We start from the raw sequence: 23,755 nt of genomic DNA, 5'->3' as shown, positions 1-23,755 counted from the left end.
CTTCGATGCCGTTGGCGGTGATGGCCTCGATGGGCTTGGCGACGGGCTCCATCTCTTCGGTCTTACGACCGATGACCGCGTTGGCGATGATGGGGTTGATGCCGCCCGAGGTGATGCTCGTGTTGCCCATTGCCTTACTCCTTCTCCCGCTTCGAACCTAGGCGTCTCGCCGCGCTAAAGCTTGCTTACCCTTTGGAGGCGTCGGCGAACCAGACGTCTTCGGTGATCTTGGACTGGCCGTTCTGGGTGAAGCTCGAGCGCATGAGGTCTTCGCCCCGCGTGTTCTGCTCCAGCTTCATCACCACCGAGATCTCGGTGATGCCAAGCTCCCGCAGGCTCTTGAGCTCACCCTGGCCCAGGCGGGCATCCCCGTCGTCGACCCAGACCTTGAGGCCGTCGAGCTCCGCGCCGGTCAGCTTGCCGTCGCCGTCCTTGTCGAAGCGCTTCAGCTTCTCGTAGCCGTTGGCGAACTTGCCACCCTGGTCGCCAAAGAGGCGGGTGCCGTCGATCTCGCCATCCGTGTTGAGCGCGCGGGTCGCGCCGCCGTCGGAGTCGTCTACGAGCATCCCGTCACCGTCGCCGCTCATCCACTCGATGTTGTCCTTGGTGCCGTCACCGTCGATATCGAACGAGACGGTCTTGCCGATCTCGCCGGTCGCACGCTCTTTGGCGGTCGAAACGCCGGTGGTGCCGAGCTTGCCGTCGCCGTTCAGGTCGAGCATGACGGGCGAGGCGGTCTTCGAGGCCGCCTTGTAGCTCGCCTTGGCGCCCTCGATGTCGCCCGCGCACAGCTTGTCGTAGGCCTCGCAGAGGTGCGTGCCGCCGATGGGGCCGGCCGCGTTGCGCGGGTTGGTGTTGCGCCCGATGCCTTTGAACTTGCCGAACTCCGCTTCGAGGGCGTCCATCTTGTAGCCGGGAATGGCGCGCGCCGTGTCGAAATCACGACCGGTCTTGCCCCAGGGGCTGTAGAGGCCGCCGGCCTTCCAGTTGTCGTTGGGCCGCGGCGCGGTCTTGTTGCCCGTGATGGGCGAGGTGTCGACCTCGCCCTTGAGGGCCGCGTCACGCTTCTGGTAGACCTGAGCGAGCAGCTCCGAATTGACGTTCGGCGTGCTCGGGCTGCCGAAGAGGTTGTCGAGCCAGCCGCCCTGCTTGGTGTCGGTCGGGGTGTTCAAGGAAAGGTTGCCGAGCGTGAGGGTGCTGTCTGAGCCGGTCGGCTTGATGTCCTTGTGGTCCCGGACAGCCGGAGCCGAACGATCTTCGACGGCGCTGGCGGTGATGGCCTCGATGGGCTTGGCGACGGGCTCCATCTCCTCGGTCTTGCGACCGATGACCGCCTCAGACAAGATCGGGTTGATGCTGCCCGAGGTGATGCTCGTGTTTCCCATACAGCCTCTCCTTTTCACACACGCTCTTTATGGCGCCGAATCTGTTAAGGGTTGTCGAAGCACATCAAGCCTTTGTTAAAACTCCGTCTTTCTTCCGATAAACAGGACAGGCAAAACGAGCAGACGAGGGATTGTAAAGAAATATTTCAAATTATTTTTTGGGCGAAAATGGTTTCAGGACGCGGATTTAAACCATGGATGGAAGCATTTCGAGCAGGCAAGTTTACAATCGTTTATGTTTAAATATGAAGCGCCTCGGGTAGATTCGATCCAGGAGGATGAATCCTATGATCAAGACCGTTTTCAGCTGCCCCTTCTGCCACAAGGCCCTCAAGGCCGACACCGTGAGTGGTGAGGAGTTCTCCTGCGCGGGTTGCAACGTCATGGTCGACATCCTGGATGAGGACCTGAGCATGGTCTCGGTGGCTCCCCATGTGGATGTCTTCTTCCTTGCGACCAGCGAGATCCGGATCAGCCCTGCCGTCTCGTCGGTGTTCTAGCCCTTCAGCCAGCCATCCAGGTAGGCCTCGGGATCGGGCTGCTTGGCGACCTGATCCCGAAAGAACTGCACCATGGCCTTCAAGTCCCGCCCGAGGCGATCGTAGACCTTCTCGAAGCGATCCGCGTTGGATTGGTAGGTCAGAAGCGTCATGAGAAAGGCGTTGTTGAGCGTCGCTTTTCCGAACCAGGCGAAATGGTCGGTCTCGAAGGGGATCAAGGCGAACTGCGCCTGGGCCTCGGCGAAGACCTTTTCTCGGGCGCTCAGTTTCTCCTCCGACATGCGTGAGGAGCCGTAGAGGGCACGAAGCTCCGCGCCGAGGTCTTGCAAGAAGGCCGTGAACTTCCGCTCATCTCGCACCATTCCCTCCGCGTAGCGGGCCTCTGCCGAATCGGGACCGTAGCGTTCGCGCATGTAGCCGATCCCGCCTTGGTTGCCGACGAAGGTGGCGAAGCCTTCGTTGAAGCTCGATGCCCCTTTTAGGAAAACCGTCCCGTGCGTCAGCTCGTGGATGATGGTGTTGGCGAGCACCGGTGGCTCGTACTTCAAGAGGGGCGAGTAGAGCGGATCGGGGATCCACCCCAGCAGGCTGAAGGCGGCGACGCCACGCAAGTAGGTGTCGAAGCCCTTGGCCTTGAGCCCTTCTTGCTCGGCGATCGCCTCGGAGCGATCGAAGAAGCCCTTGTAGGGCACCGCCCCCACCACGGGGAAGTGCCACAAGTAGGGTTCGAGCTTGTCCTTTGGGGCCCCCGAGACCACGTAAGTGACGGCTGAGCGATCGAGCACGATGACCTTGTCGTAGCTCGCGCTCTCCTTGAGGCCGATGGTGCGGATGGCGTAGGCCTTGGCGCCTGTCACCACGTCGAGTCGCTGCCGCTGCTCGTCGCTCAGCCGCGTGTCGGTGCGGGCGGCCTCCATGGATTCGCGCTGGAAGAGAAGGGATGCCTGCCCGTAGCCTTGCTTGAGCAAATACCCCGCGCTGCATCCGTTGAGCATGAGGACTCCCCCCGCGATGACGGCTCCGAGTCTTGTCTTTACGCTGATTTGCATCCGCTTCCTCCCTTGCCGTGGACCCTCCATTTTAAACCGAAACGCGCCGAGACGATTTGTCCCGGGTGCCCTTTGGGTATACTCTTGCTCGGATATTGGCACGCCCCAGGCGGGGCATGGTGCCGCGAGGCGCGCTGAAGGGGGAACACGTTGACCACGCAGAAAGAAGCCTTCATTGAAGAGATTCAAGCCGGGTTCTTTGGCGACTTCCTGATTTCGAAGTCCCTCATCACCGCGGAGCAGTTGCGTGAGGGCCTGGCCCTCCAGGAGAAGAAGAAGCGCCACCTGCGCATCGGCGAGATCCTCGTCGAACTCGGCTATCTCTCCTTCGACGAGCTCATTTCTTGCCTGCGCGAGTATCGGACCCAGATCCGGCTGGGCGAGTTGCTCGTCTCCAACGGAGACCTGCGTTACCTCCAGCTCCTGGACGCTCTCGACGAGCAGCGCCGGCACGGCGGCCAGCTGGGCGAGATCCTGGTGCGCCTCGATTTCTGCACGCCTGATCTGGTGGAAGAGGCCCTGGAGCTGCAGCGCTCGCTGTCGCTGGACGAACTGCTCGCGTGAGCATCCCGGCGCTCGGCGACCTGCCGCTCGCCGTCAAGGTCGCTCAACTCTTCTGTCTGGCGCTGCCGTCTACGGATCCCGAGGCGTGCCGGAAGGCGTGTGACGACCTCAGGGAGCATGCCTGGGGCGGTTTCATCTTCGACAAACGGCGCGACGACCGCGACCTCTTGGATCGGCTGCGCGAAGCGGCGCCGATTCCCCTGCTCGTGGCGGCGGATCTCGAGATGGGGGCCGGTCAGCACTTCGACGAAGCCTCGTGCTTTCCCCACGCTATGGCCTTCGGCGCCACGGGCAACCCCGACTTCGCCTGGCATCTCGGTCGCCTGACGGCCCTCGAAGCCCGCAGCGTCGGGGTCAACTGGGTGCTTGCGCCGGTGGCCGACGTCAACAGCAACCCGGACAACCCGATCATCAACGTCCGTAGCTTCGGGGGCGATCCCCAGCAGGTGGCGGCCTTCGTCGCGGCCTTCGTGCGCGGCTGCGAGGCCCATGGGGCGATCGCCTGCGCCAAGCACTTCCCCGGCCACGGGGACACCGCCGACGACTCGCACAGCTGCCTTGCAACGGTGAATGCGAATGCCGAGCGCCTCGCGGCCCTGGAGTGGGTTCCTTTTGAAGCGGCGATCGCTGCCGGCGTGGGAAGCGTCATGTCGGCCCACGTGGCGGTGCCGGCGCTGGACCCTTCGGGACGCCCCGCCACTCTCTCGGCGCCGATTCTTCAGGGGGCGCTGCGGGGACGCTTGGGCTACGAGGGTCTGGTCGTCTCGGACGCGCTCATCATGGGCGGGGTAACGGGGTCTTTCAGCGAGGCGGAGACCGCGGTCGAGGCCCTGAAGGCCGGTTGTGACGTGCTCTTGATGCCGCCCAACCCCAAGGGAGCATTGGAAGCGGTACTTGCGGCCGTCGCTTCGGGCGAGCTCACCGAGGCCCGGATCGACGAGGCCCTTTCACGGGTGCTCGCGCTCAAGCAGCGCGTCCTCGCAGCGACGCCCGACGTGGAGACTCACGCTTTGCGTCACGAGGCCGAGACCCTCGCGCGCGACGTCGCCGAGGGGGCGCTGACCGTGCTCCAGGCGCGCCCTGACGCTCTGCCCCTGGATTTGTCCGCAGCCTTTCATCTGGTCATCGACGACGACGGCGACGCCGAGGCTTATGCACCTTGGGCCGAGGCCTTGAGGGCCCGGAGCTTCGCGGCTCCCGAGGTCATCCGTCGGGAGAGCAGCGCCGAGGAGCTTGCGATGCTCGCTTCGCGGCTGAGGCCCGGTCAGCCGGTGCTGTGCGCCGTCTTCAGCACCATCAAGGCCTGGAAGGAGCGCATCGATCTCGCGCCGGAGCATGTGGCCTTCCTCGAACGCCTCGGGGCGATGGGGCATGCGGTGTACGCGGTCAGCTTCTCGAACCCGTACCTCGCCCGGCAACTGCCGGGTGCGGCGGCCTTCGTCTGCGCCTATTCGGATCATCCGGCCTCCCAGCAGGCTGCGCTTGCGGGCTTCGCGGGTGAGGTGCCCATGGGTGGCCGTCTGCCGGTGGCCTTGGGGGTGTAGTGGCGCGCTGGGGTCGCGCTTTGGCGCTCATGCTCGCGTTGTTCACGGCTGGCTGTGCGGCTCCGGATGCCGGAACTATCCGCTTTGCCACCTGGGGTAGCGTGGATGAGGTGGCGCTGCTCAAGCCCTTGCTCGCTGAGTTCGGGCGCGCGCACCCCGAGACGCCGGTCGAACTGGTGCATGTGCCGGACGGCTACTTTCAGAAGCTGCCGGTGATGGTCGCAAGCGGCCAGATGCCCGACGTGCTCTTCCTCAACAACTGGAATCTGCCCGCTTACGCCTCGGCGGAGGCGCTCGCGGACCTTGGGCCGTGGCTTGAGAAGGATGCGGAGCTTGCGGCTTCGGACTTCTTCTCGCAGGGGCTCGACGCCATGCGCTACCAGGGCAAGCTCTACGCCCTGCCCCGCGATCTGTCGAACCTGGTGGTCTACGTCAATACCGACCGCTTGAAAGAGGCGGGGCGCGCGCTGCCCGAGGCGAGCTGGACCCTGGACGAGATGCGGGCCCTGGCGCGGAGCCTCACCCGCGACACGGACGGGGACGGCGCGCTCGATGCCTTCGGGATCTCGTTCGACAAGCGCCCCTTGTTCTGGATGCCGTACGTCTGGAGCGCAGGTGGTGACATGTTCAGTGCGGATTTGACGCGCAATACCCTGGCCGAACCCGAGGCGATCGCGGCCTTGCAGGCTTATGCCGACACGCAGCGCGGTCTGCAGGCGGCTCCGAATGAGACGCAGACGGGCAACGCCCCCATGGCCCAGCTCTTCGCCCAGGGGAAGCTCGCCATGTTCGTCAGCGGCCGCTGGAGCGTGCCTGGCTTCCGCAAGAATCTCACCTTCAACTGGGACGTGCTTCCCTTCCCGCGCGGAAAGGCCGGCTCGGTGGTCGACGTGGACGCGTCGGGGTGGGCGATCGCCCGTAGCAGCCGACACCCGGAAGCCGCCTGGGAGCTGGTGAAGTTCTTGGCGTCGCGCAAGTCGAGCGAGACCTTCGCCGAGGGCGGCTTGATCGTGCCGGCGCGCCGGGACGTGGCCGAGAGCCCGCGCTACCTGGATACCACCCAGGCGCCGAAGGGAGCGCGGGCCTTCGTGGAGGCGATCGCGACCGGGCGTCCCATGCGCACGCCGCCGAACTGGAACGAGGTCGCCAACGAGCTCGACCAGCAACTAGAACCCCTGTGGGCGGGCCGTGAGCCCGCTGCGCCCGTCCTGAAACGCGCCTCGGCGCGCATCGACGAATTGCTGAGGCAGCCATGAAGGCGCGTTCGACGATGAAGCGCCTACTGGGCGAGGATGCGGGCTGGGCCTGGCTGTTCTTGCTGCCGAGCGTGCTTGGGATCGCGGTCTTCAACCTCTTGCCGGTGCTCGGGTCTTTCTGGTTGAGCCTGACGCGCTGGAACCTGCTCGGGACGCCGCGCTTCGTTGGCCTTGCGAATTACGCGGACCTCTTCGCGGATAGTCGTTTCTATCAGGTCATGGGCCAGACCTTCGGATTCGTGGGCCTGACGGTAGTCTTGGACGTGGCGCTCGGCTTGGCGCTTGCGGTCGCGCTCAACCGGAAGCTCAAAGGGCGCGGCCTGCTGCGCACTGCTTATTTCTTGCCCTACATCACCTCGATGGTGGCGATCGCGATCGTCTGGGGGTGGCTGTTCGATCCGCGCTTCGGGGCCCTGAACGTGGCGCTCAAGGCCTTGGGGCTGGCGCCTGTCTACTGGCTCTCGGATCTGCGCTGGGCGATGCCTGCGATCGTGCTGGTCACGGTTTGGAAGGGCCTCGGCTATACGATGATGCTCTTCCTCGCGGGTTTGCAGGCCATCCCGGGTCACTACGAGGAAGCCGCCATGTTGGACGGAGCCTCGGCGATGCAGCGCTTCTTCCGGATTACCTTGCCCTTGCTGTCGCCGACGGTCTTTCTGGTGACGACCGTGTCTTTGATCAACGCCTTCCAGGCGTTCGATGCGGTGTACATGCTCACGGGCGGCGGCCCCATGAATCAGACGAACGTCATCGTGTACTGGCTGTACCAGAACGCCTTCACCTACTTCAACATGGGCAAGGCGTCGGCGATCGCCTACGTCCTCTTCGCCGTGATCCTCGCCATCACGCTCGTCCAGTGGGGCCTGCGCAAGCGCTGGGTGGTCTACGAATGAAGAAAGCGCTCGCGTACCTGGTGCTCATCCTGGGGGCGGTGTCGATGGCCCTGCCCTTCGGCTTGATGCTCGTGACTTCGCTGATGACCAACGCCCAGGCCATGGCCTATCCGCCGCGCCTCTGGCCCGACCCCATCGCCTGGGAGAACTACGCCAAGGCCCTCACCGCCACCCCCTTGTGGCGGTACTTCCTCAACAGCGTGCTCGTTTCGAGCGTCACGGTGCTGGGGCAGGTCGTCACCGGGGCCATGGCGGCCTACGCCTTCGCGCGCCTGCGTTTCAAGGGGCGCGACGCGCTGTTTCTCGTCTTTTTGGCGACCATGATGGTGCCGCCGCAGGTGAACGTGGTGCCGCTCTTCGGCCTGATGTGCCGCCTGGGCTGGGTGAACACCTACTGGGCCCTCATCGTGCCGGGCCTGTTCGGGGCCTTCGGGGTCTTCTTGTTGCGCCAGTGGTTCCTGAGCTTCCCTGCCGAGCTCGAAGAGGCCGCGAAGCTCGATGGCTGCACGCCCTGGGGCACCTTCTGGCGGATCGCCTTCCCGACGGCGGTGCCTGCGATCGCAACGCTTGCTATCTTCGCCTTCATCACCAGTTGGAACTCGTTCTTCTGGCCCTTGATCGTGACCAACTCGGATGCCCTGCGGACCCTGCCCGTGGGCCTTGCCGCCTATCGCGCCTCGTTCCGCGAGATCACCGACTGGGGCACGCTCATGGCGGCGACCACGCTCGCCATCTTGCCTGCGATCGGGGTGTTCCTGGCGGGCCAGCGTTATTTCATCCAGGGGATGCTCGCGGGCAGCCTCAAGGACTAGCCCCTTGTGAAAAAGAGGAGGTCAGCCGAGGCCTCCTTTCGGGCATAATGAACCTACGCTCGTTTCTCGCCGACAGGGGGATTCAATGGGTAACACCATCAACAGCTCCGGCAATGTGTCGCCCACTTCCGCCGCCAAGTCGCGGGCGAAGGCGAGTGGGGCCGAGCCTCAGTCGGACATGCTCGCCCTGACCGGCGATGCGCTGGCCCTCTCCAGCGGCGCCACGACCAAGGCCAGTTCGGGAGAGGCGATCGCCGATGAGATCGTCACCCTTGCCCTCACGCCGGGTGTGGAGCGGGCGCAGGCTTCGCTCGCCAAGGATCTGCCGGACCTCGAAATTTCGGTGCCGTTTCGTCGGCCGCCGCTGAGCATCGAGCAGGTTCGCTTTGCCGATCTTGCGGGCGGTGGTCGAGAGTACGCGGTCTCGGCGGGGCAGCCGCACCTGCCGCTGCCGCCGTTCGGGGTGAACCCGGTGACCGGCCAGCACGACGTGGCCCTTCGGGAGATGGTCTTCTGGGTGGCGGGCGGCGGCTACGAGCTGAAGCTCAAGCTCGACGGCAACGGCCGCCTGGGCATCGACGACATCCTGAAGGACGGCAAGGACGTCACGGACATCGCCAAGGACGCACTCAAGGCGAAGTTCCAGGAGGATCCGGTCCTCGTGGGAGCACTCGCCTCCGTCGCCGTCGCAGGGGCTGCCTACTACCTCAACGATCGCGCGGGTCGAACCGGCAAGCCCTTCTCGTTCAACGCCGTGAGCGCCACTTTGTACGAGACCGACTCCCTGAAGGTAAAAGGACGCCTCAATGCCGAGTTGACCGGCGGCAAGTCCTTCGTGCGGCCTGGGTCTGCGTCGCTGCGCGTCGACTACACGGCACCCGAGGGCAACCTGTCGGCGTTCGCCGAAGAGCGCTATCGCTTCCAGGACAAGTCCCTGGAGACGAGCGTCGGGGTCGATTACTCTCTGAAAGAGGACGCGAAGGTCACGGCTCGTGCCTTCCACAACAGCAAGACCAACCAGAGCGGCGGCGCGATCGAGTTCAACGCCCGGTTCTAGTCGTTAGTCGGCTGGTTCCACCAGATCTCGCAGCCGCCGCATAACCACCAGCCCTCTTTGAGGTTGACGCCGCGCTTGAGGCGCTCGAACTGGCACGCCGGACAGCAGGCCGTCTCGGCGAAGAACTGGGCTTGTGCTTGGCTCATGGCTTGATGCTGCATGCCACCATGACGCCCTAGAACCGACCAAACGTCAAGGGGTTGGATTGCCGACCACTTGCCGCAGCCGCCCGGCCGCTTCGGCGAGGCGACGCTCCGCTTCGGCGGCGTCGAGGCCGCACCGGGCCATGGCGATCGCCGTCTTGACGCGCCCCTGGCTCGCTTCAAGCAAGCGCTCGGCTTCGGCGGCCTCGACGCCCCCGAGGGCCTGGACCATGCCGAGGGCCCGGCGTGCGAGCTTGGCGTTCGAAACCCGGACATCGACCATGCGGTTGCCGTAGACCTTGCCGAGCCGCACCATGGCGGCCGTCGAGATCATGTTGAGCGCAAGCTTGGTGACGGTCCCGGCCTTGAGGCGGGTCGAACCGGCCAGGATTTCCGGCCCCACCACGAGTTCCACCAGTTCGTCCACGTATGCGGGGCGCTCGGCGAGCCGGTTGCAGGCGATGAGGCCCGTGGCGGCCTCGAGTTCGTGCGCGTAGGCGAGGGCGCCGTGGACGTAGGGAGTGTGGCCGCTCGCGGCGATCCCCACCACGACGTCTTTGGCGTTCAGGCCGCGCGCCGCCAGGTCCTTGGCGCCCGCCTCGCGATCGTCCTCGGCCCCTTCGACGGCGTTGCGCAGGGCGTAGTCACCACCGGCGATGAGGCCCTGCACCAGCTCGGGGTCGGTCGAGAAGGTGGGCGGGCATTCAGAGGCATCGAGCACCCCGAGGCGCCCGCTGGTGCCCGCGCCCACGTAGAAGAGGCGGCCGCCTGATTCAAGCGCTGCTTGCACCCGCGCGACGAGCGCAGAGAGGGTCGGCAGGGCCGAGGCGATCGCATCGAGACAGCGCGCATCCTCTTGGTTCATGACGGCCAGGATCTCGGGGATCGTCATGAGGTCCAGGTCCTGGCTCAGGGGATTGGGGCTCTCGGTGCCGACTTCAGGGCTGCTCGTCGCCCGGAGCTTGACGCCTGCGAAGTTGCGCCCAGGAGCGATCTTGCCGAGGACCAGCGGAGTACTCGCACCGGTGGCGTCGGGGGCGTGGTTGAAGAGGCCTTGCACCGCCTGGTAGGCGAAGAGGGCGAAGGCGAGGGCTTCCTTGGCATCCCCCGAGACCCCACGTGCATCGAGCGGCACGACGGGCACGGGGGCGAGGGCCTCTTGCAAAAAGGCCATCAGGGCAGGGTTGCGGGCGCCGCCGCCGCTCACCAGGATCTCGGAAGGCCGAAGGCTGGGTGGGGCGAAGGCGCGCAGGCTCTGGGCAACGCTGTGGGCGGTGAGGGCGGTGGCCGTGGCCACCAGATCAGGACCGCTCACCCCGGCTTCGAGCCCTTCGTCATAGCGCGCATCCGCGTAGGCGTGCCCGAAATCCTCGCGCCCGGTGGACTTGGGCGGACGGGCCATGAAGAAGGGGTGCTGGAGCCACTGGTCGAGCAGCTCGGGCTGGACCCGGCCGCTCAGCGCGATCCGGCCGTCGGCGTCGTAGTGCTGCCTGCCCTCGGTCAGGCGCTCGACGAAGCGATCGACGACCATGTTGGCGGGGCCCGTGTCGAAGGCCAGGAGGCGATCGCCGCCGGGCGCCATCAGGGTGATGTTGGCGATGCCGCCCAGGTTGAGCAGGGCGATCGCGCGCGCGGGATCAGCGAAGAGGGTCCGGTCCGCGTGGGGAACCAAGGGCGCACCCTGCCCGCCTGCGGCCATGTCGGCCATCCGGAAGTCGCTGACGGTGGTGATCCCCGTGCGTACGGCGATGAACGAGCCGTCGCCGAGTTGCATGGTCGAGGGATAAGGGCCGTGGGGCAGGTGGTAAATCGTCTGGCCGTGCGAGCCGATGAGGTCCACCGCTTCGGGTGAGAGGCCGGCTTCGGCGATGAGCCGCAGCGCCGCGTCGGCGAAGAAGGCGCCCAGCTCGGCGTCGAGGGCGCAGAGGGCATCCACTCGGCTGGTCTCGGGGCGCATCTGGGCGAGCACCGCGGCCTTGAGGGCTTCGGGCAAGGGGTAAGTCTCGAAGGCCTCGATCTCGAAGCGAAGGCGGCCCGCCTGGGAGAAGCGGACCATGCAAACGTCCACGCCGTCGAGAGAGGTGCCTGACATCAGGCCGATCACGCGTATCATGCTGCTGATCATAGCACCTGCTCGCCCAGCTCATGGCCTCGGTTAGCCCGGAAACGGCCAGCAGGCAAGTTCGTTTCCAAGGGTGCTATAATCGGATCGACGCCCCCTCGGTTGCATGAGGACGCCTCAGTGGCCCGGACGATCACCCTCGAACTGCACGCCCCGACGCTTGCCAAACAGCAGGCGTTTCGGCAGATGCAGGTCGAGTTCAACCGGATCGCCAACGAGCTAGCGGTTGCCATGGTCCGGGGCTCGCTGGATGCGGTCGAGACGGTCGCTCCCACCCCCGCGATGGCACGCAGCGCCTTCGAACTCTTCGAGCGCGGCGCCTTCGAGGCCATGGAGCGCCTCTTCCCCTCGGGCCTGGACCATCCTCTGACGCGCATGATCCGCGGCCAGCTCAAGGCCGCCAAGTCGCGCACCGAGCGATCGCCCCTTCCCAAGTTCAAGCCGTACGCCCCGGTCGTCTTCGGCGACCAGGACTGGCAGCTCACCAGCATCGAGGGGCGCTGGAAGCTCACCATCCCGGTTCTTGGCCGCCCCGTCACCGTGCCGGTGCTCGTGCCCATGGCCCAGACCGAGGCCCTGCAGCGCCTGATGCTCGCGGGCATCCCCCTGGAAGGGCGCCTCTACCAGCGTCGCGGGCGCTGGTTCTTCGCGGCGACCTACCTCAACGACGTGCCGGCGCCGAGCGCAAGCTATGCGGCGGTGGGCGTCGATCTCGGGCGTCGGCACCGCGCCGTGGCCGTGGCGCCCGGTTCCAATCGCCGCCTCTTCCTGTCGGGCAAGGCCCACGAGCATCATCTGCGTCGCTACGACAAGGTGGTCGCGCGCCTGGCCGAAAGCGGCAACCGCCGCGCCCTCAAGCGCGTCGTCGCCAAGCGCGAGCGCTACATGGTGCACGCGGACCGCACCCTGGCCAACGCCCTGGTGGCCTTCGCCGCCCACGACAAGGGCTCCTGCATCAAGTTCGAATCCTTCACTTCCCAAACGACTCCGGGTGCCGCCCGCGAGGTCGAATCCTACCGCCGCATCCAGCGGCTGGTGTCCCGCAAAGCCGAGCTGCGCGGGATCCCGGTCATGGCGGTCAATGGCTTCGAGTCCTCGCAGCGGTGCTATGCCTGCGGGGTCGTTCAACCGGGCAATAGGCGCGGCCGCGCCTACCGGTGCGCGTGCGGCTACCACGCCCACGCGGACCTCAACGCGGCCCGCAACATCGCCCAAACCGCGATCTGGTCGGAGACGATCCGTATCGCAGGCGTCGGGTACAACCCCGGCGCCCAGGCCGACGGCACGGCTGCAGCTCAAGTGGCTGGTCTGATCAAGGGACAGGCCGATCGCATGAGAAGCGCGCTCACCTCGCTTGGCGAGGCGGTCTCGCATGCCACCCTCCCAACCTCTCCAACCCTTGGTGTCAACGCATCAACGAATACATACCAAATGGAGGGTATTGAAATGGCTAGCTTGGTTAAAGATCTCACGGAATCCGGCACGAAGTTCGTCACCGGGAGCCTCGACAACCTGAAGACGTACGTCGATCGTACCTCGGATGAGATGAGCCGCGTCGACCTGGTCGGCGTGACCCGTCGCGTCCTGGATACGGCTATCGACAACACGAAGAAGGTCGTCAAGCTGAGCGCCGAGCCCAACGGGCTCGACTTCTTCGGCAAGGCCAAGGCCGTCGCCGATGGCAGCCTCGAAGCCGCGAAGGAAGTCGTCAACACGATTTCCGAAGAGGGCAAGAAGGCTGATTTCATCGGCGTCAGCACCCGCATGACGATGGAGGGCATCGCGTCCCTTCGCAACCAGGTGGACCTGACCTTGGAAACCACCAAGACCGTCACCAACCGCCTGATGCCGCTCGCCACGAGCACGAAGCCGGTCGCCACCCGTGCGCCCCAGGTGACCCGGGTCGAGATCGAAACCGAAAAGCCCGCTGCCACCACCAGCAGCAAGGCTACCAAGTAGTCCCTTTCAGGGATTGGGGGCGGCGCGTCAGCGCCGCCCCTTCATTTTTACAAGAGCTGTTCCATCACGCCGGTGAGGTCCAGGGTTTGCTTCGGCTTGCCGGTGGCCTCGTAGCTGCCCAGCCACTTGCCGGTGCGCAGGTTGATCTGGCCAACGTAGGTGCCGGTCTTGTCGCCGCGCGGGTTGCGCACCTCGCCCTTGACGTCGATGGTCTTGAGCGCCGGGTGGCAGATGAAGCTCGTGAGGTGCAAATCGGCGAGCGCCACGCCGTTGGCATCGTCGCGCGAGAGGACGACGTTGCCCGTGAGCGCGCTCGGCATGCGGGAGCGATCGGGCATGGTGGCTTCGAGGCGGCTTGAAACCTTGAACTTGCCAGCACCCCCATCGAGGGTTACCTCGCCGTCGAAGCCGCGCACTTGCAGGCTGCCGCTGCCCGCTCGGGTCTGGGTGAAGGAGACGGGCAAGCCGTCGGGCAGGGTGCCGCGCACGGTGACGCCGCGCGAGACGCGTGCCTGTCGGGCCGCGATCCGCTCGGCGAGGTCCTCGCCCTTGCCCGCCTCGTAGCGGTCGATCGCTGCGACGGTCAAGGAGCTGCTCGCGGTCCCTTCGGGCTGGTGGTAGACCGTGATGGCGCGGATGTCTTCGGTTGCGGTCAGCGTCTGGGTACCGAAGGCGCCGTAGACGCCCGGCTGGCGGCGCACGGAGGTTGCGACCTTGCGCGCGTCGAAGACCTCGAGGGTGAAGCTGCTCGGGTGCTGGTAGAGGTCGAAGCGCCGCACCGCCATCCCTTGCTCGACGGTCTCGCCGTCCTCGTTGCGGGTGGTGTAGTTCGCATGGCGCTCGCTGCGGTAGGCGCCGTTCGGCACGAACCCGGGTGCGCTCGCGCCTTCCGAGACCTGGGTGAACTCGTAGCGGGTGCTGTAGGGGCCCTCTTCTTCGAGCTCGGGCTCGGGGAGGCCAGCCGCGACGCGGTAGGGGGCGACGGTGGTGAGCGGCGCGACCGTGGTGAGGGGAGCGACGGTCGTGAGGCCCGCGGCGGTTGCGTCGCCGGTCATGCCCGAGGCCTGCTGGATGGCGGCCGCGCCGCGCCCCACGTCGGCGAACGGGTCGCTCGAAGGGGTGTTCGTCGTCGCAGGGCCGTTGTCCGCGCAGGCGGAAACGACGAGGGCTAGGCCTGCGATGGCGAGGGCGGGGATGTGGCGGCGTGTCATGCGGGACGGTCTCCTCGAGGGTGGGCAAGAAGTCCTATACCCGCCGAGGAGCCAAGCGATGCCAGAGGGTGTACGGAAACTCCTAGGAGGTTCGTCTGGAGTGCTTTAGACAGGTTGGCCTCAACGAGGCCAACCTCTTGCCCTGAAAGCTGATGACGAAAAGTCGAGGGTTCATCCCTCGACTTTTCGGGTCTACTCCCGCTTGTCGGCATCTGGACGGCTCCATGGAAGTAATCGACATCAATCCGGCCCGGCGGCCGATTATCCAGCGTGAGCTCGCAAAGGAGTTCCAGGCATTCTTCTACTGGGTCTTGGTCACCTCGCACCAACAGCAACTCGGGTGCCTTCTTCTTCCTAAGTGCGCGAACCGCCCTCTCGCTCGATTATAAGCACGACAAGTTCCTGCATGGATCGCTATCGATCGAGCTCCTAGCCAACAAGATAAAGACCGACCGTGAATCCATCAACCGAGGGGGTTAACGTTGAGGCAGCTTTTCCCCGCATGCCAGGCGACCAGTGTAGCCGATCTCCAGTGCAACAACATTGCAGGTAGTCGAGTGACTGCAGTCGCACCTGAGGGGATACCAAGAGAATCTTCAGCTACGATCCAGTCTTGCAGGAGCTACTGATTGACTTCGAGAACGCTCACCCCAAGCAAGCAGGCAGGCAAGACGCACGTTTGGTCGCAAGATACTTCGGCAGCGACGGCGTGCTCAGTTGCTGGCCTGACGAGCATGGGCTCGATATCAAGTTCAATGGCCTTGAAGAAGGCGACCAGTTCGCATAGAAGAGCTTGAGCCGAACCACTGGCGGGTAACAATGCGTCCCGCCGGTAACTGCTCTGGCCTCTGAGGAGACTGGACGCAGAAAGGGCTGCCTACACACCGTTTTCTGTTAGCTCTTCGTAGCCCACAATGAGCCCCTAGTCCCCCGGACCACCTGTCTCGACAAAGATCGACATCATGACAAGTGCCTTCTGGTGTCAATCTTGCGACAGGCTCTCAGTGGTTCCGCTTACTGTTGCAGGACTTACAAAGTTTAATAAATTTCGCGAGGACGATGAATCGTCTAGACGTTAAGAAATTACAGGATTTCCGGCCAGTTAGTGACCTTAAGATTTAATGTATTGCATATGGTCAAAAATTCATCATTGCCTTAGACTATTCTATCAAGAAGTTCATTTCTTACACACTTCGACAAGGTCCAGACCTATCATCCCGTGGACTTTGTGTTCGCAAGTAGGAGACCCCGTATGAAGTTATCTGCTCATATTTTTGCTGCAGTTTCAGTAATTGTGATTGTTAGTGCATGCTCTCAAACTAATATGGCAAATGATCAAACGATTAGACAAGATGTAGTCGTTGAATCAATCCGCGTTAGTACATTGTCAGTACAGGTGGGATCACCAGTCGACTTAACGGTAACTGGCACGCTCCCCTATAGTCAATTCTCCATTAGCTCGGTTGGTGTCACTGTAAACGAACAATCAAGGATCGCAAGTATACATGCGACTGCAGAGGCTACTGTGCCTTCGGGCGGAGGATTATCACCTGCCACAAAGCCCTTTGAGGCGACCGTAAGCTTTGTTCCTGCATCAACGGGTGATTATAAGATTGCCGCTGCCTCAGGCAGTGCTACTGCATCTGTGCTTGTTACTCCTTAAAATACTTGGAGATTTGTTTTGAAGCGAATTTCAATTTATCTTGTCGCAATTCTGGTATTATCTGCTGGATGTACTGAAAATATCCCAAATAATGCGCCGATAAAACAGGATTATGGAATTAATAAAATATCGGTGCAATCTATTGACAATAAAGCAAAGATTCCTGGCTGTATTACCGTATGGTTTAAGGATGAATTGAAAATTCGACAGAATAAAGACATGATTTCATTCATTGGTGATAAAAGTTCTGTTATTAATGAAATTATTAGTTCATATTCTCTCGTATCAATGCGATCTCCAGGTGATAAGCTTAATGAGCTTGAAGGTGAGCGAGAAAAGCAGGAAGTTCGCGCCTCCAATCCTGGTAGTCATTACCATAATCCGAAGTCTGTTTATATGCTTGAATTCTCTGAAGATGTTGATACCAGAGAAATTGCCAATAAACTTTGGGCTTCTAATTTGGTTGACGAGATTGGATTTCCAAGTCGTGGTATCACGCATGCAAGCCCGCCCTATGCTGCTCCGCCCACTGATCCAGGATTTGCAACGTCGTACCGAGCAGCAAGTGGTAGTACTTATACCAGCTATCCAGGTAATGATATTGTATATTTTCCCTTTAATCGAGAGGCAGTATTTGAAGGGTGGAACTACTACCAATATTGGGTAGGATCGCGCCCTAGGGCCGAAGTTGCTGTCGTTGATTTTTCCAAATTTAGCGCATGTATCGACAATATTAACTGGGATATTCCGTTAGCGCGCCATTTTTATTGGTCTACAGACTGGATTGGCAACAAGGTGTTGTCAACAGATGGAAATTGGACATCGTCCGTTGGTCCTACGCATGGCACGCTGGTTTCATCGACACTTGCTGCAGACAAGAATAACGGTGTTGGCTTTTGTGGCGTGAATCCTGGCGTAACGGTCTTGCCTCTGGCTCCTGATAACGATACGAGACTATGGGGCGAGGCAATCAAGTATGCTGCAAACAATGGCATTAAAGTCATTGTAATGTCGCAGGGTCTTCTTAATGGAATGCCTGCTGAAAACGATCCATACGTTCGAGACTGTATCGCGTATGCAAACAGTAAGGGATCTACTACCGTAATTTCCGCAGGAAATTCTAAGCTATACGTTCCATATTCCTCGTCGAACTATTCTGGCGCAATCATGGTTGCTGCCCTTGATGATTACACAGGGCAGGACGCAAGTTATACTAACTGGGGTACAAATTACGGGACCAGAATTGATGTTTCGGCATGCGGAAACAATATTCCAACATCTGAAGGCAAATTATCGACAATTGTAAACCCTGATGGAAGCATGTATGATGCCCCAGTCTGGGGTGGTACATCCGCGGCTGCTCCGATTGTTGCTGGCCTAGTTTCATATCTATACGGAATTTATCCTCAGCTCACATATATGAATGTTAGAGCGCTACTTGTAGCATCGGCAAACGTTGGTCCCTCAGCTTCCGGCAAATGTCTTGGGCTTGACATGTGGGATACAACGAAAAATTCTACTGGCAATGGAAGTCGAATGGTTGATTTCTTGCAAGCCATGCAGATGCTTGCTTGGTCTAGCTATTCGAATTACACAGGCTACGCTGCGCGGGCTTATAATGCGATGGACTTTATCATCGCTAAGCCGCGGGATGGAGGATGGTGGACCAATAATATTCTTCAGGCTGACACCTATGGAGAAAAGGTTGGTGGTGGAAACCCCCTTTCTACCCGTATTGTTGATTTTGCCTCATATTGGGGGACTGGAACCGGGAGAAATTTCGGAGGCAGCGTCGTTGGTTGGTCTGGTAGCAATCTAAACTGGAACTACTATAGTTCTGGGTTTGTTGAACGCAAGAATCCGGATGGAAGCCAACTCTGGGGACAAGCCCCTGCTGATTTTAATCAAAATTCGTACAAGTACTTCAGTTTAGGTTACTAATAAAACGCGCTAATTGCTTAAGAGGATATCTCGCTCGTATCGGACTCGGACATGGCACAGCCTCATCTCCAGCAGCTCGCGCCGCATCGTACGGGTACTGATACGCTGAGCGCATCATTCTTCAAACAGCACGACGAGACGTCGCAAGGATGCGGATGGGGCCGCTTTCGGAAGCTCCTTGAGAAGCTTGTGCTGGGCGTCTGTCAGCTTGCGTGGCTGCCCAAAGCCTGAGTATTCATCTGGCTTTGGGCTCACCATCGTCGGTGATCATTGGGATTGGCAGCCGAGACATTTAAGACAGGGTATTTTTCAACAACCTCTAGTCCTCGAACAACTCCGCCGGGTAGATGAGCACCCGTCGATTGGGCTCTTCGCCGGTGCTCTGGGTGCTCAGCTGGTAGCGGCTCGCGAGCTCGTGCTGGAGCTTGCGCAAAGGCGCGCTGCGGGGGCGAAGCTCGACGCTCTGGCCGCTCGCGAGCGCGTGATCGATGGCCTGGCGGGCTTCCTTGAGGGCATCCGACTCGTCACCGGGATGGAGGACCTGCTGCACGTCCAGGTGCAGCACCTCGCGCAGGCTCTTCTGGATCTGGGGGATGGTGTTGGCCTTGACGATGTAGGTCGGGATCTGGCGCTCTTCGGCGTCGGAGAGCACCCGGGCTGCGCTCTTGACGTAGGCCTTGAGGATCAAGAGGGCGTCCGCGTCGCGCAGGCTGCGGGTCAGCTCGACGGGCATGCGCATGCTGCGTACCACCCGTTCGAGCTGCGAGCGGCTCACGGCGTAGGGGTAGATGCGGATGGTGGCCCCGACCTCGCCGGTCAGCGCCGTCACCTGGCGCGAGAGGTCCTCGACGGGCGCCTGCTGGATCTCGACCCTGCCGGTGCTGGTCACCTGCCTGAGCTCGGGGCTTGGCATGTAGCCCCGGAGCATCTGGTCGATCACGTCGCCCACGTCCTGGTGAACGGCGAGCCGGTCACGGTCCTGAAGCTCGATGGCGATGTCGAAGGTGGGCGGAGCCTTGCGCTCCAGGATGCTCTTGGTGGTGCCGCGGCGGCGGGCCTCCTCGTCGGAGAGGGTGACGGTGTGGATGCCGCCGACCAGATCCGAGAGGGTGGGGTTCATCAGGAGGTTTTCGAGCGAGTTGCCGTGGGCGGTGCCGATGAGCTGGACGCCGCGCTCGGCGATGGTGCGGGCGGCGAGCGCTTCTTGCTCGGTGCCGATCTCGTCGATGACGATGACCTCGGGCATGTGGTTCTCGACGGCCTCGATCATGACCGCGTGCTGGAGGGCGGGGGTGGGCACCTGCATGCGCCGGGCGCGCCCGATTGCCGGGTGGGGGATGTCGCCGTCGCCTGCGATCTCGTTGGAGGTGTCGATGACGATGACCCGCTTCTTGAGGTCGGTCGATAGGACCCGGGCGATCTCGCGGAGCTTGGTCGTTTTGCCGATGCCGGGGCGGCCGAGCATCAGGATGGAGCGTCCGCTCTCGACCAGGTCGCGCATGATGTCGATGGTGCCAACGACCGAGCGGCCCACCCGGCAGGTGAGCCCGACGATCATGCCCTGGCGGTTGCGGATGGCCGAGATGCGGTGCAGGGTGCGCTCGATGCCGGCGCGGTTGTCGCCCGAGAAGGCGCCTACCCGCTTGATGACGTGGTCCAGATCCTCGCGGGTGACGGGCGTCTCGCCCAGATCCACCCCGTGGTGGGGAAGGCGTGCCTCCGGGATGCGGCCCAGGTCCATCACCACTTCGACCAGCTGCTCGCGATCGGGCAGGGCCTGGAGGTGGTGGGCGAGCGCCGGCGGCAGGATCTCGATCAGCTGGGTGAGGTTGTCGGTGATGTTCTGCTCGCGAGGGTTGGACATCCTACGCCTCCTATCGGTTCACCGACTGGACGAGCACGCTTGCTCGCTGGATGTCTTCGAGCGCCACGGCGTCCAGGGTGAGGCCGGGATCTCTCTGTTGCAAGGCCCGCTGCGCCTCGGTTTTGCCGGCGATTATACACCTCGCGTAACTGCCGATGCCAACGCCTGCGATCGCGGCCTCGCGCTCGGTCGCAACCACCCCGGTCTGGTCGTTGGCGCCGCCGGCGGGCTGGACCGCGTCTTTCAAGCCGGTGCCCAAGAGGGCCTGGGAGAAGGCGATCGCAGGCAGGGTGGACTCGCGGCCCGCAGTACCGCTGATGGGCTTGCCGTCCGCCTGGATCACGATCCGGTCTTCAGGGAACCATCCGCCCAGGTGCGACGCCAGATCGGCGGCTTCGTCCACCGTCATCTGCACCGCGTTGAGGCTGACCGAGAAGAGGCCGCCCTTGGTGACCCACTCTTGGCAGCTCTCGCGCCAGGAGTCGAGCTCGGCGCGATCGCCGCCGCCCGTGTGCAGCTCGAGGGCGCGGGCGCCCATCTCCCAGAGCTGGGTCAAGGACGGGTTGAAGGGGACATGCGCCATCTCGATGGCCTCGTAGGGGCAGGCGGGCACGCACAGGTCGCAGCCGACGCACTTGTCGGCGAGGATGTTGAAGCCCTCGTCGATGGCCCCGTGCGGGCAAGCGTCACGGCAGTGGGGGCAGACCCACGAGCAGCGCTCTTCGATCTTGACGGCCAGCCGGCAATGCGGGTCGTCCGAGGCGGTAACGCTGACCATGACCACGGGCTCGGTGGCGTCGGGGAAGTGGGTTGCGATCGCCTGGGCGTCCTCGATACCCGCCAATGCGGCCTCGACGGCCTCGGGGGTGGCTGCCACGTCGATCATGTCGCAGCCGGCGAGCGCGTAGACGGCGCTCAGGTAGCGAAGCTGGGGGTAGTCGGTGAAGTTGGCCCCGCAGATCAGCTTGAAGTAGCGACGGTCGGGCTTCAGAAGGGGGTGTGAGCGGTGCGGGGCGCGCATACGGTCAAGGTCTCCAGGTCGGGGGCCTCGGGGCCGACGAACTCGGCGCCGAGCGCTCGCAGGGCATCCAAGTATTCTAGCACCTGCTTGGTGATGCGCTCGCCTGGAATCAGCGCGGGGACGCCGGGAGGGTAGGGGCAGATCCACTCGGCGGCGACTTCGCCTACGGCCTGAGCGAAGGGGACGGCGCGCGACGGCCCCAGGTGCGCGTCGCGCGGCAGCACGACGAGCTCCGGGGCGGGCGGCACCTCGGGGTACGCCGTGGCCATTTCCTTGGGGAGCGAGAGGGCCGAGAGGATCCCGTCCACCAGCCGCATGAGCTCTTCGCGGGTGTTGCCCGGCCCCGCGAGGGCGCCGAGGTAGCGCGGGGTCGCAAGCTCCACCTGGACGTGAAAGTGGTCGTGCAGGTGGTCGGCCACCGCGTAGCCGTCGTGGCCGGTGCCCGCGAGGTCCACGATGAGCTTCGCCGGGTCCCAGTCGCCCGCAGGGCCGTGAGTGGGGCCGAGGCAGGCCAGACCGTGCCGGGCAAGGCGTTCGCGGGCCTCGTCGATCAGGGCGATCGCTTCTTGCCAGGCGGCTTCTCCCTGGGTTTCACGCTGGTGCCGGGCTGCGTCCAGGGAGGCCATCAGGAGGTACGAGGGGCTCGTGGTCTGCAAGAGGCGCAGCATCTTGCGCACGCGCAGTGGAGAGAGGCGATCGCCCTTGAGATGCAGCATGGAGGCCTGGGTCAGCCCCGAGAGCAGCTTGTGGGTGGACTGCACCGCAGCATCCGCCCCCTGCGCGAGGGCGGGTGCGGGCAAGCGCGAGGTGAGCCCCAGGTGTGCCCCGTGGGCCTCGTCCACCAAGAGGAGGCGATCGTGCCGCCGGCACGCTTCGGCGTAGGGGGCAAGGGACACCGCGCGGCCGAAGTAGTCGGGACGGGTGACGAGCACCGCCCTCAGGCCGGGATCCGCCGCAAAAGCCGCTTCCACCGCGTCCAGTGCGGGCGGCTCGGGCACCTGCCACTCGGCATCCCAGCCCGAGCCGGTGAAGACGGGCCGCGCGCCCGCGAGCACCACCGCGCCGAGCACCGAGAGGTGAGAGGCGCGCGAGAGGGCGATCGCCTCGCCGGGGCCTACCGCGGCCATGACCATGGCGTGGATGCCGCCGGTCGAGCCGTTGACCAGAAAATGGGTCTGGTCGGCGCCGAAGGCGCGGGCGGCGAGGGCCTGGGCCTGGGCGATGACCCCTTCGGGGGCATGCAGGCTGTCGGTTTCGTCCAACTCGGTCAGATCACGCGCGAAGGCCCCTGCGCCCAACAGGGCGAGGGCCTCGGGATCGGCTGCGCGACCGTGCTTGTGGCCGGGGGTGTGGAAGGGGGCCCAGGGCGCGTCGTGGTAGCGGGCGAGGGCATCGACCAGGGGCGTGCTCAGAACGCGATCTCCCCTTCGACAAAGCGCGCGGTGGCCGCGAACTGCTTGCTCAGGATGCGTTGCGCCCGCTCGCCCTCGCGGGTGACGAAGCGAACCGTTACACCCGGGAAGAGCTCGCTCTTGACGACGAAGCGCGGCGGCGCGAGCTCGGTCTCGCGCTGCGTCATCTGCTTGTGACGCGTCTTGAGCTGCGCGAGCTGGAGGTTGAGGGTGATCTTGGTGGGGGTCAGCCGCTGGAGGTCGGTGCGGTTCGTGGCCTTGGGGTCGCGCATCAGGGCCTGGATGCGGGCCGAGACCTGGGTGAGCTTCTCTTCGACCTGGGCGATCTCTTCGAGCAGCTGTTCGAGCTCTTCTTGGCTGCCGACCTGGACCAGCTCCACCATGGTGGGGGTCTCGGCCCGAGTGCCCGCGATGCTCGCCTGGATGTACTCGCCCGCGCGGGCGGTGCCGCCGATTAGCCGGTGCTCCACCACGATGCGCAGCCCCGCCTTGAGGTTGCAGTGCAGGGAGTCACCCTTGATGAGGATGCCCTGCTCCGCCTCGATGATCGACTCGGAGTCGCAGAACCGGACCTCCACGTCCTCCTGGGCCTGCAGGCGCGAGCCCGAGCGCACGCCGCCTCTCACGACGATCGTGCCGCCGGCCTCGACGGTCGCCTGCTCGACGTTGCCCTCGATCGTGACGTCCTCGGTCGCCTTGACGACGAAGCCAGGGTTGACGCTGCCCTTGATCTGGACCGAGCCCTGGAAGTTGATGTTGCCCGTCGAGAAGTCCACGTCGCCCACCTGGAAGGTGGGTTGGACGGTGAGACGGTTCTTGGCGACATTGGGGATGCCCGTGACGGTCGCGAAGGCTTCGAGCTTGTTGGGCGAGAGCTGCACGTTCTTGCCGGCGAGGATGTGGACGTCCTTGCCGGGCGTTGCCGGGAGGGGCTCGCCGGTCACCGAGCGGCCCGCCACCCCCGAGGTCGGCGGGGTCTTGCGGGCGAGCAGTTGCCCCGGCACCACGTTCTGGATGAGACCGACCTCGCGGTAGTCGGCCCGGTCGTGCTGGTCGACCAGGGGGTTGAACTCGCCGTTGTCGGCGAGGAACAGGTAATCGATCCGGGCGGGCTCGCCCGGGGTCGGCGGCAGCCCGCGGGCCACGAGTGTCTCGCCGCTCTCGGGGGCCTCGCACAGCGCCGCGAGGCTCTCCTCGTCGATCCCTTCGCGCACCCCTTGCTCGCGTAGGGCCGCCCGCACCTGGTCGGGCGAAACGGGCTCAGGCGGGACGATCCGCGCCCATGCTTCAAGGCCACGCTGTTTCAGCGTGACCTTGATGGTGGGAGCGGTTGATTTCGAAGTTTCCATGACGCGCGCG

General features: G+C 63.7%; 19 protein-coding genes. 10 read left to right on the top strand and 9 right to left on the bottom strand.

Annotation, left to right across the window (positions count from 1 at the left end; all coding sequences use genetic code 11):
- Nucleotides 1–185: 185 nt before the first annotated feature.
- A complete protein-coding gene (locus J7643_16395) occupies nt 186–1,385 on the bottom strand; it encodes a hypothetical protein (GenBank protein ID MBO9542169.1) in 1,200 nt (399 codons plus the stop codon).
- Between the two features lie 287 nt (nt 1,386–1,672).
- Between J7643_16395 and J7643_16390 the strand changes: the two genes are divergently transcribed.
- On the top strand, nt 1,673–1,885 hold the full coding sequence (locus J7643_16390) for a hypothetical protein (protein ID MBO9542168.1): 213 nt from the start codon (nt 1,673–1,675) through the stop codon (nt 1,883–1,885).
- Here J7643_16390 and J7643_16385 read toward each other — a convergent pair.
- Entirely contained in the window at nt 1,882–2,934 is a 1,053-nt protein-coding gene (locus J7643_16385) for an aminopeptidase (GenBank protein MBO9542167.1), read from the bottom strand. The genes J7643_16390 and J7643_16385 overlap by 4 nt on opposite strands.
- A 150-nt stretch (nt 2,935–3,084) precedes the next feature.
- Here J7643_16385 and J7643_16380 point away from each other — a divergent pair, with 150 nt between their 5' ends.
- From J7643_16380 to J7643_16355, 6 genes are all read left to right on the top strand, one after another.
- Nucleotides 3,085–3,498 (top strand): hypothetical protein, encoded by a 414-nt coding sequence (locus J7643_16380; GenBank protein ID MBO9542166.1) that lies wholly within the window; start codon nt 3,085–3,087, stop codon nt 3,496–3,498.
- Nucleotides 3,495–5,042 (top strand): hypothetical protein, encoded by a 1,548-nt coding sequence (locus tag J7643_16375; GenBank protein MBO9542165.1) that lies wholly within the window; start codon nt 3,495–3,497, stop codon nt 5,040–5,042. Before J7643_16380 ends, J7643_16375 begins: the two co-directional genes overlap by 4 nt.
- On the top strand, nt 5,042–6,298 hold the full coding sequence (locus J7643_16370; protein ID MBO9542164.1) for a sugar ABC transporter substrate-binding protein: 1,257 nt from the start codon (nt 5,042–5,044) through the stop codon (nt 6,296–6,298). Before J7643_16375 ends, J7643_16370 begins: the two co-directional genes overlap by 1 nt.
- Before the next feature lie 14 nt (nt 6,299–6,312).
- The gene (locus J7643_16365; GenBank protein MBO9542163.1) at nt 6,313–7,191 is read left to right on the top strand and encodes a sugar ABC transporter permease; all 879 of its coding nucleotides are present in this window, start codon (nt 6,313–6,315) and stop codon (nt 7,189–7,191) included.
- Nucleotides 7,188–8,003, top strand: coding sequence for a carbohydrate ABC transporter permease (locus tag J7643_16360; protein ID MBO9542162.1), 816 nt, complete (start codon nt 7,188–7,190; stop codon nt 8,001–8,003). The genes J7643_16365 and J7643_16360 overlap by 4 nt, the downstream gene beginning before the upstream one ends.
- Nucleotides 8,004–8,088: 85 nt before the next feature.
- On the top strand, nt 8,089–9,060 hold the full coding sequence (locus tag J7643_16355) for a hypothetical protein (GenBank protein ID MBO9542161.1): 972 nt from the start codon (nt 8,089–8,091) through the stop codon (nt 9,058–9,060).
- On the opposite strand, the gene J7643_16350 is transcribed toward J7643_16355, so the two are convergent.
- Nucleotides 9,057–9,206, bottom strand: coding sequence for a hypothetical protein (locus J7643_16350; GenBank protein MBO9542160.1), 150 nt, complete (start codon nt 9,204–9,206; stop codon nt 9,057–9,059). The two genes, J7643_16355 and J7643_16350, sit on opposite strands and share 4 nt — an antisense overlap.
- A gap of 46 nt (nt 9,207–9,252) precedes the next feature.
- Nucleotides 9,253–11,316, bottom strand: coding sequence for an anhydro-N-acetylmuramic acid kinase (locus J7643_16345; GenBank protein ID MBO9542159.1), 2,064 nt, complete (start codon nt 11,314–11,316; stop codon nt 9,253–9,255).
- Nucleotides 11,317–11,445: 129 nt separating this feature from the next.
- Between J7643_16345 and J7643_16340 the strand changes: the two genes are divergently transcribed.
- Nucleotides 11,446–13,284 (top strand): transposase, encoded by a 1,839-nt coding sequence (locus J7643_16340; GenBank protein MBO9542158.1) that lies wholly within the window; start codon nt 11,446–11,448, stop codon nt 13,282–13,284.
- Nucleotides 13,285–13,331: 47 nt separating this feature from the next.
- Here J7643_16340 and J7643_16335 read toward each other — a convergent pair whose 3' ends face one another.
- Nucleotides 13,332–14,495: a hypothetical protein gene (locus tag J7643_16335; protein ID MBO9542157.1), complete on the bottom strand. Its 1,164-nt coding sequence runs from the start codon at nt 14,493–14,495 to the stop codon at nt 13,332–13,334.
- A gap of 1,252 nt (nt 14,496–15,747) precedes the next feature.
- Here J7643_16335 and J7643_16330 point away from each other — a divergent pair.
- Together J7643_16330 and J7643_16325 are read left to right on the top strand one after the other, a co-directional pair.
- Nucleotides 15,748–16,158, top strand: coding sequence for a hypothetical protein (locus tag J7643_16330; GenBank protein MBO9542156.1), 411 nt, complete (start codon nt 15,748–15,750; stop codon nt 16,156–16,158).
- Between the two features lie 18 nt (nt 16,159–16,176).
- The gene (locus J7643_16325) at nt 16,177–18,099 is read left to right on the top strand and encodes a S8 family serine peptidase (protein ID MBO9542155.1); all 1,923 of its coding nucleotides are present in this window, start codon (nt 16,177–16,179) and stop codon (nt 18,097–18,099) included.
- Nucleotides 18,100–18,418: 319 nt separating this feature from the next.
- On the opposite strand, the gene J7643_16320 is transcribed toward J7643_16325, so the two are convergent.
- The 4 genes from J7643_16320 to J7643_16305 all read right to left on the bottom strand — a co-directional run bounded on the left by J7643_16320 (nt 18,419) and on the right by J7643_16305 (nt 23,745).
- Nucleotides 18,419–19,963, bottom strand: a complete 1,545-nt coding sequence (locus tag J7643_16320) for a single-stranded DNA-binding protein (protein MBO9542154.1) — start codon at nt 19,961–19,963, stop codon at nt 18,419–18,421.
- Between the two features lie 10 nt (nt 19,964–19,973).
- A complete protein-coding gene (locus tag J7643_16315; GenBank protein MBO9542153.1) occupies nt 19,974–20,984 on the bottom strand; it encodes a 4Fe-4S binding protein in 1,011 nt (336 codons plus the stop codon).
- Entirely contained in the window at nt 20,951–22,246 is a 1,296-nt protein-coding gene (locus tag J7643_16310) for an arginine decarboxylase (GenBank protein ID MBO9542152.1), read from the bottom strand. Before J7643_16310 ends, J7643_16315 begins: the two co-directional genes overlap by 34 nt.
- Nucleotides 22,247–22,392: 146 nt before the next feature.
- A complete protein-coding gene (locus tag J7643_16305) occupies nt 22,393–23,745 on the bottom strand; it encodes a DUF342 domain-containing protein (GenBank protein ID MBO9542151.1) in 1,353 nt (450 codons plus the stop codon).
- Nucleotides 23,746–23,755: the final 10 nt, after the last annotated feature.

The sequence above is a fragment of the bacterium genome (genome assembly GCA_017744355.1).
GTDB lineage: Bacteria > Cyanobacteriota > Sericytochromatia > S15B-MN24 > UBA4093 > JAGIBK01.
Note: the sequence above shows the minus strand (reverse complement) of the source record. Positions and strands in the feature narration are given on the sequence as shown.

Excerpts from the sequence above, each read along its gene's own strand:
- J7643_16395 (MBO9542169.1), bottom strand. The coding sequence starts at position 1,385 with ATGGGAAACACGAGCATCACCTCGGGCAGCATCAACCCGATCTTGTCT.
- J7643_16390 (MBO9542168.1), top strand. The coding sequence starts at position 1,673 with ATGATCAAGACCGTTTTCAGCTGCCCCTTCTGCCACAAGGCCCTCAAG.
- J7643_16385 (MBO9542167.1), bottom strand. The coding sequence starts at position 2,934 with ATGCAAATCAGCGTAAAGACAAGACTCGGAGCCGTCATCGCGGGGGGA.
- J7643_16365 (MBO9542163.1), top strand. The coding sequence starts at position 6,313 with ATGAAGCGCCTACTGGGCGAGGATGCGGGCTGGGCCTGGCTGTTCTTG.
- J7643_16360 (MBO9542162.1), top strand. The coding sequence starts at position 7,188 with ATGAAGAAAGCGCTCGCGTACCTGGTGCTCATCCTGGGGGCGGTGTCG.
- J7643_16355 (MBO9542161.1), top strand. The coding sequence starts at position 8,089 with ATGGGTAACACCATCAACAGCTCCGGCAATGTGTCGCCCACTTCCGCC.
- J7643_16350 (MBO9542160.1), bottom strand. The coding sequence starts at position 9,206 with ATGAGCCAAGCACAAGCCCAGTTCTTCGCCGAGACGGCCTGCTGTCCG.
- J7643_16345 (MBO9542159.1), bottom strand. The coding sequence starts at position 11,316 with ATGATACGCGTGATCGGCCTGATGTCAGGCACCTCTCTCGACGGCGTG.
- J7643_16335 (MBO9542157.1), bottom strand. The coding sequence starts at position 14,495 with ATGACACGCCGCCACATCCCCGCCCTCGCCATCGCAGGCCTAGCCCTC.
- J7643_16330 (MBO9542156.1), top strand. The coding sequence starts at position 15,748 with ATGAAGTTATCTGCTCATATTTTTGCTGCAGTTTCAGTAATTGTGATT.
- J7643_16320 (MBO9542154.1), bottom strand. The coding sequence starts at position 19,963 with ATGTCCAACCCTCGCGAGCAGAACATCACCGACAACCTCACCCAGCTG.
- J7643_16315 (MBO9542153.1), bottom strand. The coding sequence starts at position 20,984 with ATGCGCGCCCCGCACCGCTCACACCCCCTTCTGAAGCCCGACCGTCGC.
- J7643_16305 (MBO9542151.1), bottom strand. The coding sequence starts at position 23,745 with ATGGAAACTTCGAAATCAACCGCTCCCACCATCAAGGTCACGCTGAAA.